Annotated in this window: 15 protein-coding genes and 1 tRNA gene; 7 read left to right on the top strand and 9 right to left on the bottom strand. The window is 74.4% G+C overall.

What is annotated here, in order from left to right; genetic code table 11:
• Both FB458_RS04940 and FB458_RS04935 read right to left on the bottom strand, forming a co-directional pair.
• Positions 1–77 (bottom strand) — tRNA-Pro (locus FB458_RS04940).
• 107 nt (positions 78–184) lie between these two features.
• Positions 185–1,135 carry a metallophosphoesterase gene (locus FB458_RS04935; RefSeq protein ID WP_141847279.1) on the bottom strand — a complete coding sequence of 317 codons (951 nt, stop codon included), beginning with the start codon at positions 1,133–1,135 and terminating at the stop codon, positions 185–187.
• A gap of 89 nt (positions 1,136–1,224) precedes the next feature.
• On the opposite strand from FB458_RS04935, the gene FB458_RS04930 reads away from it, so the two are divergent.
• Entirely contained in the window at positions 1,225–1,674 is a 450-nt protein-coding gene (locus tag FB458_RS04930) for a GatB/YqeY domain-containing protein (RefSeq protein ID WP_141847277.1), read from the top strand.
• A gap of 78 nt (positions 1,675–1,752) precedes the next feature.
• Here FB458_RS04930 and FB458_RS04925 read toward each other — a convergent pair whose 3' ends face one another.
• The gene (locus tag FB458_RS04925; RefSeq protein WP_141847275.1) at positions 1,753–2,010 is read right to left on the bottom strand and encodes a hypothetical protein; all 258 of its coding nucleotides are present in this window, start codon (positions 2,008–2,010) and stop codon (positions 1,753–1,755) included.
• A gap of 82 nt (positions 2,011–2,092) precedes the next feature.
• Positions 2,093–4,615 carry a transglycosylase domain-containing protein gene (locus tag FB458_RS04920; RefSeq protein WP_211355932.1) on the bottom strand — a complete coding sequence of 841 codons (2,523 nt, stop codon included), beginning with the start codon at positions 4,613–4,615 and terminating at the stop codon, positions 2,093–2,095.
• Positions 4,616–4,980: 365 nt separating this feature from the next.
• Here FB458_RS04920 and FB458_RS04915 point away from each other — a divergent pair, with 365 nt between their 5' ends.
• On the top strand, positions 4,981–5,310 hold the full coding sequence (locus tag FB458_RS04915; protein ID WP_141850340.1) for a WhiB family transcriptional regulator: 330 nt from the start codon (positions 4,981–4,983) through the stop codon (positions 5,308–5,310).
• 60 nt (positions 5,311–5,370) lie between these two features.
• Here the strand turns inward: FB458_RS04915 and bagB are convergent, their stop codons facing one another.
• The 5 genes from bagB to FB458_RS04895 all read right to left on the bottom strand — a co-directional run bounded on the left by bagB (position 5,371) and on the right by FB458_RS04895 (position 9,327).
• Complete coding sequence (bagB, locus tag FB458_RS21560) at positions 5,371–6,561, bottom strand: ArsA family ATPase (RefSeq protein ID WP_211355931.1); 1,191 nt, start codon at positions 6,559–6,561, stop codon at positions 5,371–5,373.
• Positions 6,558–7,577 (bottom strand): ATPase BagA, encoded by a 1,020-nt coding sequence (bagA, locus tag FB458_RS21555; protein WP_211355930.1) that lies wholly within the window; start codon positions 7,575–7,577, stop codon positions 6,558–6,560. The genes bagB and bagA overlap by 4 nt, the downstream gene beginning before the upstream one ends.
• A gap of 77 nt (positions 7,578–7,654) precedes the next feature.
• Positions 7,655–8,014, bottom strand: a complete 360-nt coding sequence (locus tag FB458_RS04905; RefSeq protein ID WP_141847273.1) for a hypothetical protein — start codon at positions 8,012–8,014, stop codon at positions 7,655–7,657.
• 103 nt (positions 8,015–8,117) lie between these two features.
• Positions 8,118–8,903: an alpha/beta hydrolase family protein gene (locus tag FB458_RS04900; protein ID WP_211355929.1), complete on the bottom strand. Its 786-nt coding sequence runs from the start codon at positions 8,901–8,903 to the stop codon at positions 8,118–8,120.
• A gap of 10 nt (positions 8,904–8,913) precedes the next feature.
• Positions 8,914–9,327, bottom strand: coding sequence for a hypothetical protein (locus FB458_RS04895; protein WP_141847271.1), 414 nt, complete (start codon positions 9,325–9,327; stop codon positions 8,914–8,916).
• Between the two features lie 64 nt (positions 9,328–9,391).
• Between FB458_RS04895 and sp36 the strand changes: the two genes are divergently transcribed.
• The 5 genes from sp36 (at position 9,392) to FB458_RS04870 (ending at position 13,316) form a co-directional block, all read left to right on the top strand.
• Complete coding sequence (gene sp36 / locus FB458_RS04890) at positions 9,392–9,547, top strand: Sp36 family protein (RefSeq protein WP_141847269.1); 156 nt, start codon at positions 9,392–9,394, stop codon at positions 9,545–9,547.
• A complete protein-coding gene (locus FB458_RS04885) occupies positions 9,547–10,032 on the top strand; it encodes a RidA family protein (RefSeq protein WP_141847267.1) in 486 nt (161 codons plus the stop codon). Before sp36 ends, FB458_RS04885 begins: the two co-directional genes overlap by 1 nt.
• 37 nt (positions 10,033–10,069) lie before the next feature.
• Complete coding sequence (locus FB458_RS04880; RefSeq protein ID WP_141847265.1) at positions 10,070–10,903, top strand: NUDIX hydrolase; 834 nt, start codon at positions 10,070–10,072, stop codon at positions 10,901–10,903.
• A gap of 150 nt (positions 10,904–11,053) precedes the next feature.
• Positions 11,054–11,842, top strand: coding sequence for an MBL fold metallo-hydrolase (locus FB458_RS04875; RefSeq protein ID WP_246061070.1), 789 nt, complete (start codon positions 11,054–11,056; stop codon positions 11,840–11,842).
• Positions 11,843–11,897: 55 nt separating this feature from the next.
• A complete protein-coding gene (locus tag FB458_RS04870) occupies positions 11,898–13,316 on the top strand; it encodes a sigma 54-interacting transcriptional regulator (RefSeq protein WP_211355928.1) in 1,419 nt (472 codons plus the stop codon).
• Positions 13,317–13,318 lie beyond the last annotated feature (2 nt).

Raw genomic sequence — 13,318 nt, 5'->3', positions numbered from 1 at the left:
TGGTCGGGGTGACAGGATTTGAACCTGCGGCCTCTTCGTCCCGAACGAAGCGCGCTACCAAGCTGCGCCACACCCCGTGGCCGTCCGCCCAGCACCGGGAGCCGGTGACGGGCAGCGGTTGTGAGGATAGCCGGTCACCCCCGGCCACCCGAAATCGGTTCCCCCCGCGAGACCGCGGGCGGCGTCAGCGCGTGGGTTCGAGGGTGAGCAGCGTCGCCTCGGGGCGGCAGGCGAAGCGCATGGGCGCGTACGGCGACGTGCCCAGCCCCGCCGACACCTCGAGCCAGGCGGCGTCCTTCGGGGCGGCGCTCGAGGGCTGGTGCCCGGCGCCGGCCCACCACCGGGAGACGCCCTTGACCCGGCTCGCGTCGATGTCGCAGTTGGTCACCAGCGCGCCGTAGAACGGCACGCAGACCTGCCCGCCGTGGGTGTGGCCCGCGATGAGCACCTCCGCCCCGTCCCGGACCATCGCGTCGAGCACCCGCTGGTACGGCGCGTGCGTGACGCCCACCGTCAGCAGCACCGACGGGTCGGCGGGTCCGGCGACGACGTCGTACCGGTCCCGGTCGATGTGCGGGTCGTCGACACCGACGAGCTCCACCGGCTCGCCCGCGACCTCGACCACCGCCCGGGTGTTGGTGAGGTCGCGCCAGCCGCCGGCCTCCAGGCCCGCGGTCAGCCGGTGCGTCGGCAGCGGCTGCGGGTCCCCGCCGGAGAAGTGCCGTGAGCTGCCGTGGACGACGTAGCGCAGCGGGTTCTTGAAGGTCGGCGCCCAGTAGTCGTTGGAGCCCATGACGAACACCCCGGGCACGTCGAACAGCGGCTCGAACGCCTCGAGGGCGACGTCGATCGAGTCCGGGTGGGCGATGTTGTCGCCCGTGTCGACGACGAGGTCCGGCTGCAGCTCGGCGAGCCCGCGCACCCACTCGACCTTGCGGCGCTGCTCGGGCATGAGGTGCAGGTCGCTGAGGTGCAGCACCCGGATCGGGCGGTGGCCGCGGGGGAGGACGGGCATGCTGCGGCGGCGCAGGGTGAACAGGTTGCGCTCGACGAGCGAGGCGTACCCGAACCCGGCGGCACCCAGCGCGGCGGCTCCGAGCCCTGCCTGCAGGCCTGCTCGCACGAGGGGTCGCATCGCCCCATGCTGCCACGACGGGCCGGTGGGCCCGCCCGGGCGTCCACCCGCGGGACGGCTGTCCCCGCCGCGGGGTGGAGACTGGGTGCATGACGCTCAAGGAGACGCTGCGCACCGACCTCACCGCCGCGATGAAGGCCCGCGACACCACGCGGTCGGCGACGCTGCGGATGGCGCTGACCTCCGTGACGAACGCCGAGGTCGCCGGCGACACGGCCGTCGAGCTCGACGACGACGCGGTGCTCAAGGTCCTGGCCAAAGAGGCCAAGAAGCGCAAGGAGGCGGCGACGGCGTACCGCGACGCGAACCGTCCCGAGCTCGCCGACAAGGAGGAGGCGGAGCTCGCCGTCCTCGAGGCCTACCTGCCCCAGCAGCTCGGCGACGACGAGGTGCAGGAGCTGGTCCGGCAGGCCGTCGCGGAGACCGGCGCGACGGGCATGGCCCAGATGGGCCTGGTCATGAAGACGGTGCAGCCGCTCGTCGCCGGGCGCGCGGACGGCGCGAAGGTGGCCGCCGCGGTGCGCGCCGCGCTCGCCTGAGAAGGCGGGGCGGACGAGGACGTCCTGACGACCGACGACGCGTGAGGCGACCCGGGGCAGCGGCGCGTCGCTCATGTCTCACCAGTTGCGCCACCCGGACCGCGGGGGCCGGGGCCACACCCTCCGTGCGACGACCACGCCGATCGTGGTGGCGACGGCGCCCACCCCGAGCAGCGTCACACCGATGGCGACCCCGATGGCGGCGAAGGGGTTGCTGGCCTGGTTGTGGGGGTCCAAGGCTCCTGCTGTGTAGAACGCACCGCCCAGGAGGCAGCCGATCCCCACGATGAGGAGGATCGTCGCGATGGCTCGCCCGACCATGCGTCTCCAGCTCATGCGATCCCTGGCCTGCTTCGTTCTGAGATGACGTACGGCGCCCCCGAGGGGGCGCCGTACGTGATGCGTCGTGGTGCCGGGTTCAGCCCTGGCCGGGCGGGGTGCCAGTGGCTCCGCCGGCGGCACCGCCGCCGTTGCCGCCGCCGGGACCACCGTTGCCCTGCCCGCCCCCGGGGCCGGTGTTGCCGGCTCCGCCGCCGCCTCCGGCACCGCCCGCGGGTGGCTGCTGCTGGGTCTGGGTGCGGGGGGCGGGCCCGGAGGAGGTCAGCAGCGTTACGGTCGACCCGACCGGTGCGCTGCCACGGGGCAGCGTGCCGGCGACGACGCCCGGCCGGTAGTTGGAGGCGATGGTGCCGCCGACCTGCACCTGGAAGCCCTGGCTCTGCAGGATGGCCGTGGCGTTGGCGACGGAGTACCCGATCGGCGAGGGGCTGAAGGGCTGGATGTTGCCGTTCGCGATCACCGCCGACGGGGCGGGGAAGTCGGTCGCGGGCTGGTTCTGCAGCGCGTAGTCCATGATCCCCTTCCAGATCGGGGCGGAGATCGCCGAGCCGTAGACGACCCGGTAGAACTGGCCGGCCAGCGTGATGTTGTCCAGGACGCTGCTGTTCTCCAGCGGCGTGCCGGTCCACACGGCGGTGACCAGCTGCGGGGTGTAGCCGACGAACCACGTCTCGTTGTTGCCGTCGGAGGTCCCCGTCTTGCCGGCCGCCGGGCGGCCGCCGGCCAGGGCGCTGGTCGAGGCGGTGCCACCGCTCGCCAGGGTGGCCTTCATGATGGCGGCGACGCCCGCGGCGATGTCGGGCTCGACGACCTGCTTGCAGTTGTCCTTGCCGAGCTGCGGCACCTTGATCGCCTTGCCGTTGGCGTCGGTGATCGAGGAGATGGGGCTCGCGGTGCACAGCTTGCCGCCGGCCGCCATGACGCCGTAGGCGTTGGCCACCGTCATGGGCGACACCTCGGCGGCACCGAGGATGATGGCCGGCGGGTTCTGGGGGATGGGCTGGCCGTTGGCCTTGTGCAGGCCGAGCTTGACCTCGGTGTCGCGGACCTTGCAGGCGCCGAGCTGCTGGACGAGCGCGACGAACGCGGTGTTGACCGACTTCGCCGTCGCCTGGCTGAGGGTGAGGTTGCCGCCCTCGCCGTTGGCCTCGTTCTTCACCGACCACGGGGCGCGACCGGCCAGGCCGCACTGGTCGTCGCCGCCGGGGAACTCCTTGGACGTGTAGAACGTGGGCTTGCCCGGACCGGCCTCGCGGGCCTGGACGCGCGTGTTGATCGGCAGCCCGGCCTCGAGGGCGGTGACGAGGGCGAAGGCCTTCTCCGTCGAGCCGAACTGGAACCCGCCCGAGCCGCCGTACATCTGGTCGACGGACCAGTTGACCGAGGTCTTGTCCCAGGTCTGCGAGGCCGTCGTGTACGTCGTGTTCTGGGCGATGCCCTGGACCGCGCCGGTGTTGGGGTCGAGCGTCACCCCGGCCGACCCGATGTGGATGCCGCGGACGTCGTTGGCCTCCGGGACGCGCGCCTCGATCTGCTGCTTCATGACCTGGGCCAGGGCCGGGTTGAGCGTGGTCTTGATCGTCAGGCCGCCGTTGTAGATCTTCTCCTCACGCTCCTTCTGCGTCTTGCCGAGCACCGCCATCTCCGGGCTCTTGAGCAGGTACGCGAGGGCGTACTGGCAGAAGTAGGCGAACTGGCCGGCGCCCGCGCACGAGCTGCGCGGCGACGTCACCCGCAGCGTCTTGGCGATCGGCGTGCTCTTGGCGACGTCGTGGTCCTTCTGCGTGATGACCCCGAGCTCGAGCATGCGGTCGAGCACGACGTTGCGGCGGGCCTGCGCCTTGGCCGGGTAGTGCACCGGGTCCGTCGTCCCGGGGTTCTGCGTGAGGCCGGCGAGGGTCGCCGCCTCGACGAGCGTCAGCTTGCTGGCCGGGTGGCCGAAGTAGTGCTGCGAGGCGGCCTCGACGCCGTACGCCTGGTCGCCGTAGTAGACGATGTTGAGGTAGCCCTGCAGGATCTGGTCCTTGCTCAGGCGCTTCTCGAGCTCGATGGAGTACTTGAGCTCCTGCAGCTTGCGGGTCAGGCCGGCCAGTCCCGACCGCGCCTGCGCCGACGCCGCCGCGGCCGTGTCGCCGTTCTGCAGCGCGGTCTCCGTGAGCAGCTGCTTGACGTACTGCTGCGTGAGGGTCGAGCCACCCTGGACGACGTCGCCCTGGGCGTTGGAGACGACGGCCCGCACGACGCCGCGCATGTCCATGCCGCCGTGCTCGTAGAAGCGGCTGTCCTCGATGGCGACCTGCGCCTTGCGCATGATCGGCGAGACGGCGCTGAGCGGGACGATGACGCGGTTCTCGTCGTACGGCGTCGAGAGCAGGCTCCCGTCGTACGCGACGATCCGCGACTGCTGCGACAGCGGGGCGGCGGTGAACGAGTCGGGCAGCGAGTCGAAGACGTCGATGCCGGAGCGGGCGACCTGGCCGGCGGCCCCGACGGCGGGCATGGCCACGCCGGCGACCAGCAGACCGAGCACCATCGACGTCGCGACGAAGGCTCCCAGCAGCTTGATCACGCTGGCGATGTTGGTCGTCCGTCCCGCACGCATGGGGCCCAGGGTAACCCGCGCGGACCTTACCCCCCGGTCGCCGACCAGGGTCGGCGGGGCCGTCGTGGCCCACCTGTGCCACGCCGGTGACCCGGCTGTGACCGCCGAGGGCCACCCGAGGTCGTCCGGACGGGTGATGTCGGGGGGTCATCCGAATTAACTAGTCACTCGCCGTCGCGACAACCACCCCAACGGGGCATGTCGGCGTCCCGGCGCTGAGCCCTACGGTCTTCTCACAGGCGGTCGCTGTCCTCGGGGAGGAGGCGGTGACCACCCCGGCCGGTGGGGTACCGGCGCGGGGCTTCCCTTCGGGGTGCCTGTCTCTGGGGAAACACACAAGGGGAAATATCGTGACCATCACGACCATGGGGTCCCGCACGTCCGACTCCGACGGGGCCCGCGCCGGGCTCGTCGCCGACTGGGCCCCGCAGGGGAACTGCGCCGGGGGAGACCCGGACGCGCTCTTCGTCCGGGGCGCGGCCCAGCAGCAGGCCAAGCTCATCTGCGCCAAGTGCCCGGTCGTCGCCGAGTGCCTCGCCGACGCCCTCGACAACCGCACCGAGTTCGGTGTCTGGGGCGGCATGACCGAGCGCGAGCGCCGGGCCATGCTCCGCCGCCACGGCAACGTGGCCTCCTGGTGGTCGCTCTTCAACGAGCACCGCCTGCGCGGCACCGCCGCGGCCAAGGTCTCCTGACCTCGTCGGGAGCCTGCTCCCGACCCTTCCGACCCTGCTCGACCGGTGCTGGCCGGCGGCTCAGCCGCCGGCCAGCGCCGTGCCCACCGCCCGCAGGCCGGTGAGGTCGTGCACGTCCTCGGCCAGGGCCGGGACCTGCACCACCGCCGTGTCCGGGTGCCCGGCGGTGAACCGCTCGACCAGGTTGCGGTGCCGGGCGGCGGCCTCCGCCATCCCGGCGTGCACCGTGAGCAGACCCGCGGTCAGCTGGTCGCCCGCCGCCGCGCGCTCCTCGGCCGCGGCGCGGGCCCGGGCCGCCGACAGCCGGGGCACCCGCGCCTGCTGGACGCGGTTGACGACCAGCCCGGCCAGCGGCATGCCGTCGGCGTCGAGCCGGTCGACGAAGTACGACGCCTCGCGCAGCGCGTCCCGCTCCGGGGCGGCGACGACGACGAACGCCGTCGACGGCTGCTTGAGCAGCGCGTAGGTGACGTCGGCGCGCTCACGGAACCCGCCGAACATCGTGTCGAGCGCCCCGACGAAGGTCTGGACGTCGCGCAGCATCTCGCCGCCGAGCACCTTCGACATCGTCGACGCGACGAGGTTGACCCCGGTGTTGAACACCTTGAGGTAGGCACGTCCCCCAGCCTTGGCGGGCGCGGCGAGGAGCCGGATGAACCGGCCGTCGAGGAACGAGCCGAGCCGGTTCGGGGCGTCGAGGAAGTCCAGCGCCGACCGCGACGGCGGGGTGTCCACGACGATGAGGTCCCACGACCCGTCCGCGTCCGACTGCGCCCGCAGCTGGCCCAGCTTCTCCATGGCCATGTACTCCTGCGTGCCCGCGAAGGAGCTCGAGACCGCCTGGTAGAAGGGGTTGTCGAGGATGGCCCGGGCCTTCTCGGGCGAGGAGTGCGCGACCACGACCTCGTCGAAGGTCCGCTTCATGTCGAGCATCATCGCGTCGAGACCACCGCCGCTGCGGCCCCCGACGCCGGGCACCGGCCGGGGCGTGTTGTCGAGGGCCTCGAGGCCGAGCGACTGCGCCAGCCGGCGGGCCGGGTCGATGGTGAGGACGACGACCTTGCGGCCCTGCTCGGCGGCCCGCAGCCCGAGCGCGGCCGCCGTCGTCGTCTTGCCGACGCCGCCGGAGCCGCAGCAGACGATGATCCGCGTCCCGCGGTCCTTCAGCAGGGTGTCGACGTCGAGCTTCGGGGCGCGGGCCGCGCGGGCGGGGGTCCGGGGCGCCGTACGGCGACTCTTGGGCGGGGTCACGCGACCATCCCCTGCTCGCGCAGCAGGTCGGCGAGCTCGCGCACGGCGGCGGCGTCGACCCCGTCGCTCAGCGACGGCAGCCGGACGACCGGCTTGCCGAGGGCGTCGACGCGACCCTGCAGCTCGCTCTCCTGGGCGACCCGGCGGGCGTGCTCGCCGGCCTCGGTGAGCAGCCCGTCGAGGGTCGCCTCGCCGGCGTCGAGACCGGCGGCCCCCAGGCCCGAGGCGACGGCGTCGCGGTCGAGGGTGCCCTTGGCGGCCGCCCTGAGCGGCCGCGCCCCGAGCACGGCCGGGCGCACCTGGTTGACGACGAGCGCGCCGACCGGCATCCGGGCGGCCTCGAGCTCGGCGACCGCGTCGGCCGTCTCCTGCACCGGCATGTCCTCGAGCAGGGTGACGAGGTGCACGACGCTCTGGCCGGAGCGCAGCATCTGGGTGATCGACTCGGCCTGCGAGTGGATGGGGCCCATCCGGGCGAGGTCGGCGACCTCCTCGTTGACGCTGAGGAAGCGCCCGATCCGGCCGGTGGGCGGGGCGTCGAGGACGAGGGCGTCGTACGCCATCTCGCCGGGGACGGGATCGCTGCGGCGGCCGTCGCGGCGGCGGCGGTTGGCCTCGTAGACCTTGCCGACGAGCAGGACGTCGCGCACCCCGGGGGCGATCGTCGTCGCGAAGTCGATGGCGCCGAAGCGCTCGAGGACCCCGCCCGCGCGGCCGAGCTTGTAGAAGATCTGCAGGTACTCCAGCAGCGCGGCCTTGGCGTCGACGGACAGGCCGACGACCTCGCCGCCACCCGGGGCGTGGGCGACGCGGGTCTCGGTGACCGGCAGCGGCGGCACGTCGAGGGTCTGGCTGATGCCCTGACGGCCCTCGACCTCGACCAGGAGCACCCGGCGTCCGCCGTGCGCGAGGGCCAGCGCGAGCGCGGCCGCGACGGTCGTCTTGCCGGTGCCGCCCTTGCCCGTCACGACGTGCAGCCGGGCGCGCGACCACGGCGGGGGAGAGGCGGCGGCCATGGTCCCGAGGCTAGTCGAGGGGCGCTCGCGCTCGCGGGTCAGGTGCGCGCGGTGGGGCGGTGGTCACATCACCGGGCTCAGCCCGGGCGGTGCAGCAGCGTCGTGGCGAGGGCGGCGGCCGCGCCGACGACGAGGGTGGCGGCGAGGCCGGTGGCCAGGGCCCGGGTGGCCAGCTCGCCGAGGGTGTGCCGGGCGTGGTGCGCGGGCACGACGACGGCCCCGACCCCGGCGACGAGGCCGGCCGCGGCCGCGACGGCGGTGAGGCCTCCGGCCGCCGGCAGGTCGACGAGACGGCCCAGGACCCGGGCCAGGGCGAGGGCCTCGAGCAGCACCGACGCGGCGACGACGAGCGCAGCGACCAGCACGGTGCGCGGGGCGGTGGCCCCGGTGGCGACCGCGCGGCGGGCGGCGCGTGCGGGCGTCGGGCTGCCGGCCACCTCGCTCCTCCCCGGCCCCGCGACCACGCGGTGACCTCGTCCCTCCAGGGTAGGTCCGGAAGGGGTCGCTTCGGGGCGAAACGGGCGCAGCCCGAGGGGCGGATCAGGCGAGCAGCGCGGCCACCTCGTCGGCGACGACGGCGAAGGCGGGGTGGGCGGGGTCGACGACCGCGCCGTGGTCGGCGCCCGGCACGACGACGAGCCGCACCGGGGCGTGCGAGCCGTCGGCGGCGTCGACCCGGGCGAGGTAGGAGCGGGAGACCTCGAGCGGGACGACGTCGTCGGCGTCGCCGTGGACGAGCACGACCGGGACGACGGGGACGGTCATCGAGGGGTCGGCCGCGGCGAGCGGGTCGGCCGGGTCCTGGGCGGGCTCGGCGCCGAGCAGGTCGTGGACGGCGCCGTCGCCCATGCCCAGCTCGACGCCGCGGCGCAGGTCGACGCAGCCGGCGAGCGAGACCGCGCCGCGCAGGCCCCACGCGGACGTCCGCGACGCGGCGAGGGCGACGAGGTGGCCGCCGGCGGAGTGCCCGACGAGGACGGTCGGCTCGGGCAGGTCGGCGTCGTCGCGGACCGCGGCGACCGCGGCGAGGACGTCGTCGACGGTGCCCGGCCAGCCGCCGCCGGGCATGCTCACGCGGCGGTACTCGAGCACCGCCACGTGGTAGCCGCGGTCGGCGAACGCCTGCGCCTGCGGGGCGGCGTGGTGCCGGTCGAAGGCGGCCCGCCAGAAGCCGCCGTGGACGACGACGACCGTCGCGCCGCGCGGCTCGCCGGTGGGCAGCCGGACGTCGTACACCTGGGCGGGGTCGTCGCCGTACGCCGTCGTGCGGGCCGGGGCGGGGACACCGGCGGTCGGGATGCCGGGCAGCTCGGGGGAGGTCGTCACCCGGCGGACGCTACAGCCCGAGGTAGGGGCGGGTCAGGGGTGAGCCGACCACGACGAGGGTGACGACGCCGCCGACGAGTCCGAGCAGGACCCGGACCGCCGTGCCGCGGACGCGGCGCGCGAAGGTCAAGACGGTGATGGTGGCGCCCAGCATCGACAGCAGCGCGGCGCCGCCGAGCAGGAGGGCGATCCAGGCCATCGCGCCGGGCGAGAAGCACCACGCGCCCCGCCCGTCGCAGCTGTCCTCGCCGACGGCGGTGGCGGCGAGGACGAGGAGCAGCACGAGGGCGACGTGCACGGCGAGCAGGCGCCACAGGGCCGGTCCGCTCGGTGGCGCCGGCGATCGCTCCGGGTGCTCCTCGGCCTGCTCGTCGGGGACGGCGTCCTGCGGTACGGCGTCCTGCGGTCCCCCCGTGGTGGTCATGGGCGGCGAGGGTAGGGCACGGCGGGCGGCAGCCGGTGTCGTCCGGGGCCGATATCGTGCGCGCATGACCAAGTGGGAGTACGCGACGGTGCCGCTCATCGTCCACGCGACGAAGCAGATCCTCGACCAGTGGGGGGAGGACGGCTGGGAGCTCGTCCAGGTCCTCGCCGGTCCCGACGGGAACGGGCTCGTCGCCTACCTCAAGCGGGAGAAGGCCTGATGACCGAGCAGCTCTCGCAGGTCGAGCAGCGCCTGGCCGACCTCGGCCTCGAGGTGCCCGAGGTCGTGCCGCCGGTGGCGGCGTACGTTCCCGCCGTCCGGCACGGCGACCTCGTCTTCACCTCGGGCCAGCTGCCGATGGTGTCCGGCGCGATGTCGGCCACCGGCAAGGTCGGCGACGGCCACGGGCTCGTGCCGCCGGCCGACGCGCAGGCGATGGCCCAGGTGTGCGCGCTCAACGCCATCGCCGCCGTCAAGGCCCTCGTCGGCGACCTCGACACGGTCGTCCGCGTCGTCAAGGTCGTCGGCTTCGTCGCCTCCGACCCGTCGTTCACCGGTCAGCCGGCCGTCGTCAACGGCGCCAGCGAGCTGCTCGGGAAGGCCTTCGGTGACGCCGGGGTGCACGCCCGGTCCGCCGTCGGCGTCGCGGCGCTGCCGCTCGACGCGCCCGTCGAGGTCGAGATCGTCGTCGCCGTCCGCGACTGACGACCTCCTCCACCGGCCCTCGACGACGCCGTACGCCGTGCCGACGCGCGACTTCGCCGTCCACCGCCCCGACGAGCGGGCGCGGTCGTTCCTCGACGGCACCCTCGGTGAGCCGCCGGCCGTGCGGCCGGCGGCCACCGTGCAGCTCGTGCGGGACGGCGCCGACGGGGTCGAGGTGTTCATGCTGCGGCGGGTGTCGTCGATGGCCTTCGCGCCGCAGGCCTGGGTCTTCCCCGGTGGCGGCGTCGACGCGCGGGACAGCGAGGGTGAGGCGAGCGACCTGCCGTGGGCCGGGCCGAGCCCGGCGCAGTGGGCGCAGCGGCTCGGGTGCGACGAGACGCTCGCCCGCGCGCTGGTCTGCGCCGCGGTCCGGGAGGTCTTCGAGGAGTGCGGGGTCCTGCTCGCCGGGCCGAGACCCGACACCGTGGTCGGGGACCTGCGCGACGAGAGCTGGGGCCGCGACCGGGCCGGCCTGCTGGCCCGCGAGCACTCGCTCGCGCAGCTGCTCGTGCGGCGCGGGCTCGTGCTGCGCTCGGACCTGCTCGGGGTGCGGGCGCACTGGGTGACGCCGCCCTTCGAGCCCCGCCGCTACGACACGTGGTTCTTCAGCGCCCTGCTCCCCGACGGGCAGGTGCCCGACGACGACACGACGGAGGCCGACGTCGCGCAGTGGGTCGCGCCGGCGTGGATCCTCGGCGAGCTGCAGGAGCGGCGGGCGACGATGCTGCCGCCGACCGTCGTCGCCGTCGAGGCGGTGGCCGCGGCGGAGTCCGCGGCGACGTTCGTCGCGACCGACGGGTCGGTGCGGGCGGTCGAGCCCGAGCTGCTCGAGGTCGACGGCGAGGTCGTCCTGCGGGCGCGGCTGCCCTGAGCCGGTGCGGGGACCGGCACTAGGACCGTCGCGGACGCGGCGTCGTACGGACGACTTCGTGCTTCCCAGGTGCCCGTTCCGGCCGTCCGGCCACCCCGGACGGGCACCTCCGGAGCAAGGAGACGTCCCTCGGTGGCTAGGGTCGGCGGCGTGAGCGAGGCACGGACCTGGACCGGTGGCGCCGCGACGACGCGGGCGACCTGCGTCCTCGAGGACAACCCGGGGCCGATGACGCTCGACGGCACCAACACGTGGGTGCTGCACGAGCCGGGCGCCGACGAGGCGGTCGTCGTCGACCCGGGCGAGCTCGACGAGCCGCACCTGCGGGCCGTCGCCGACCTCGTCGAGGCGCGCGGGGCACGGGTCGCGCTCGTGCTGCTCACCCACGGCCACCACGACCACGCCGACGGGGCCGAGCGGTTCGCCGACCTCGTCGGGGCACCGGTGCGCGGGGCCGGGCGCGGGGCGGAGCTCGCCGACGGGGAGCGGATCGAGGCGGGCGGGCTCGACCTGCGCGTCGTGCGGACGCCCGGGCACACGAGCGACTCGGTCTCCTTCGTGCTGCCCGCCGACCGGGCCCTGCTCACCGGCGACATGGTCCTCGGGCGAGGGACGACCGTCGTCGCCTGGCCCGACGGCGAGCTGGGTGCCTACCTGCGCTCGCTCGACGTCATGTCCGCCCTCGCCGACGGCGGCGAGGTCGCGACGGTGCTGCCCGGCCACGGGCCGGTCCTGGGTGACGCGGCCGGGGTGCTGGCGTCGTACCGGCGGCACCGGCTGGAGCGGCTCGAGCAGGTACGGCGCGCCGTGGCCGGCGGGGCGACCGACGCCCGAGCCGTCGTCGAGACGGTGTACGCCGACGTCCCCCGCGAGGTCTGGCCCGCGGCGGAGCTGAGCGTGCGGGCGCAGCTGGACTTCCTCGCCGCCGAGCGCGCCTGACCCGAGCTCGCCGGTGGGGGTGGGGGATGTCGGACCCGAGACGTATCGTCAAGTGGTGAGCGAGACCTCCACCGAGCACGTCACCGAGCACCCTTCCGCCGCCACCGTCGGCCAGCTCCGCGAGAGCGGCTACCAGCCCCGCACCGTCAAGCAGGAGGTGCGTGACAACCTCGTCGCCGCCCTGCGGGCGGGCACCAACCCCTTCCCGGGCATCGTCGGCTTCGACGGCACCGTCCTGCCCGACGTCCAGCGCGCCCTGCTCGCCGGCCACGACTTCGTCCTCCTGGGCGAGCGCGGCCAGGGCAAGACCCGGCTCATGCGCACGGTCATCGGCCTGCTCGACCAGTGGTCGCCGCAGGTCGCCGGGTGCGAGATCCACGACGACCCGCTCGCCGCGATCTGCACGCGCTGCCGCACCCTGCTCGCCACCCAGGGCGACGACGTCGCCATCGAGTGGCGGCACCGCGACGAGCGCTACACCGAGAAGCTCGCCACCCCCGACACCTCGGTCGGCGACCTCGTCGGCGACGTCGACCCGACCAAGGTCGCCGAGGGCCGCACGCTCGGCGACCCGGAGACCGTCCACTACGGGCTGCTGCCGCGCGGGCACCGCGGCGTCTTCGCCCTCAACGAGCTGCCCGACCTCGCCGAGCGCATCCAGGTGGCCCTCTTCAACGTCCTCGAGGAGCGCGACATCCAGGTCCGCGGCTACGCGCTGCGCCTGCCGCTCGACATGCTCGTCATCGCCTCGGCCAACCCCGAGGACTACACGAACCGCGGCCGCATCATCACCCCGCTCAAGGACCGGTTCGGCGCGGAGGTGCGCACCCACTACCTCGACGACGTCGAGCACGAGGTCGCACTCGTGCGCCAGGAGGCCGAGCTCGTCGCCGAGGTGCCCGAGCACCTGCTCGAGGTCATCGCCCGGCTCGTCCACGAGCTGCGCGGGTCGACCTCGGTCGACCAGCGCTCCGGCGTCTCCGCCCGTTTCGCCATCGCCGCCGCCGAGGCGACGGCCGCGTCGGCTCTCCGCCGGGCCGCCCTGACCGGCGAGGACGTCGCCGTCGCCCGGATCGGCGACCTCGCCGACGTCCTGCCGACGCTGCGCGGCAAGGTCGAGTTCGAGATGGGCGAGGAGGGTCGCGAGCTCGAGGTCGTCGGGCACCTGCTGCGCCTGGCCACCGCCGCGACCTTCCGCGAGCGCGTCGCCGGCGCCGACCTCGCCGGGTTCACCGCCCACTTCGAGGACGGCTCGACCGTGGAGACCGGCGACCTCGTCCCGGCCGCCACCCTGCTCGAGCAGGTCGGCGCCACCCCGGGTCTCGCCGTCGTCCTCGAGCGGCTCGGTGTCGACGAGGAGTCGGTATCGCCCGGCCAGGTCGCCGCCGCCGTCGAGTTCGTCCTCGAGGGTCTGCACCTCACCCGTCGCCTGTCCAAGGTCGAGGCCGAGGGCCAGACCATCTACGGGAGCTGACC

This window comes from Lapillicoccus jejuensis, from assembly GCF_006715055.1.
Lineage (GTDB): Bacteria > Actinomycetota > Actinomycetes > Actinomycetales > Dermatophilaceae > Lapillicoccus > Lapillicoccus jejuensis.
The sequence above is the reverse complement of the archived record's forward strand: the minus strand, read 5'-3'. Positions and strand labels throughout refer to the sequence as shown.

Excerpts from the sequence above, each read along its gene's own strand:
- FB458_RS04895 (WP_141847271.1), bottom strand. The coding sequence starts at position 9,327 with ATGACCACCACGGGGGGACCGCAGGACGCCGTACCGCAGGACGCCGTC.
- FB458_RS04915 (WP_141850340.1), top strand. The coding sequence starts at position 4,981 with ATGGGGTCCCGCACGTCCGACTCCGACGGGGCCCGCGCCGGGCTCGTC.
- FB458_RS04920 (WP_211355932.1), bottom strand. The coding sequence starts at position 4,615 with ATGCGTGCGGGACGGACGACCAACATCGCCAGCGTGATCAAGCTGCTG.
- FB458_RS04935 (WP_141847279.1), bottom strand. The coding sequence starts at position 1,135 with ATGCGACCCCTCGTGCGAGCAGGCCTGCAGGCAGGGCTCGGAGCCGCC.
- sp36 (WP_141847269.1), top strand. The coding sequence starts at position 9,392 with ATGACCAAGTGGGAGTACGCGACGGTGCCGCTCATCGTCCACGCGACG.
- FB458_RS04930 (WP_141847277.1), top strand. The coding sequence starts at position 1,225 with ATGACGCTCAAGGAGACGCTGCGCACCGACCTCACCGCCGCGATGAAG.
- FB458_RS04885 (WP_141847267.1), top strand. The coding sequence starts at position 9,547 with ATGACCGAGCAGCTCTCGCAGGTCGAGCAGCGCCTGGCCGACCTCGGC.
- FB458_RS04925 (WP_141847275.1), bottom strand. The coding sequence starts at position 2,010 with ATGAGCTGGAGACGCATGGTCGGGCGAGCCATCGCGACGATCCTCCTC.
- bagA (WP_211355930.1), bottom strand. The coding sequence starts at position 7,577 with ATGGCCGCCGCCTCTCCCCCGCCGTGGTCGCGCGCCCGGCTGCACGTC.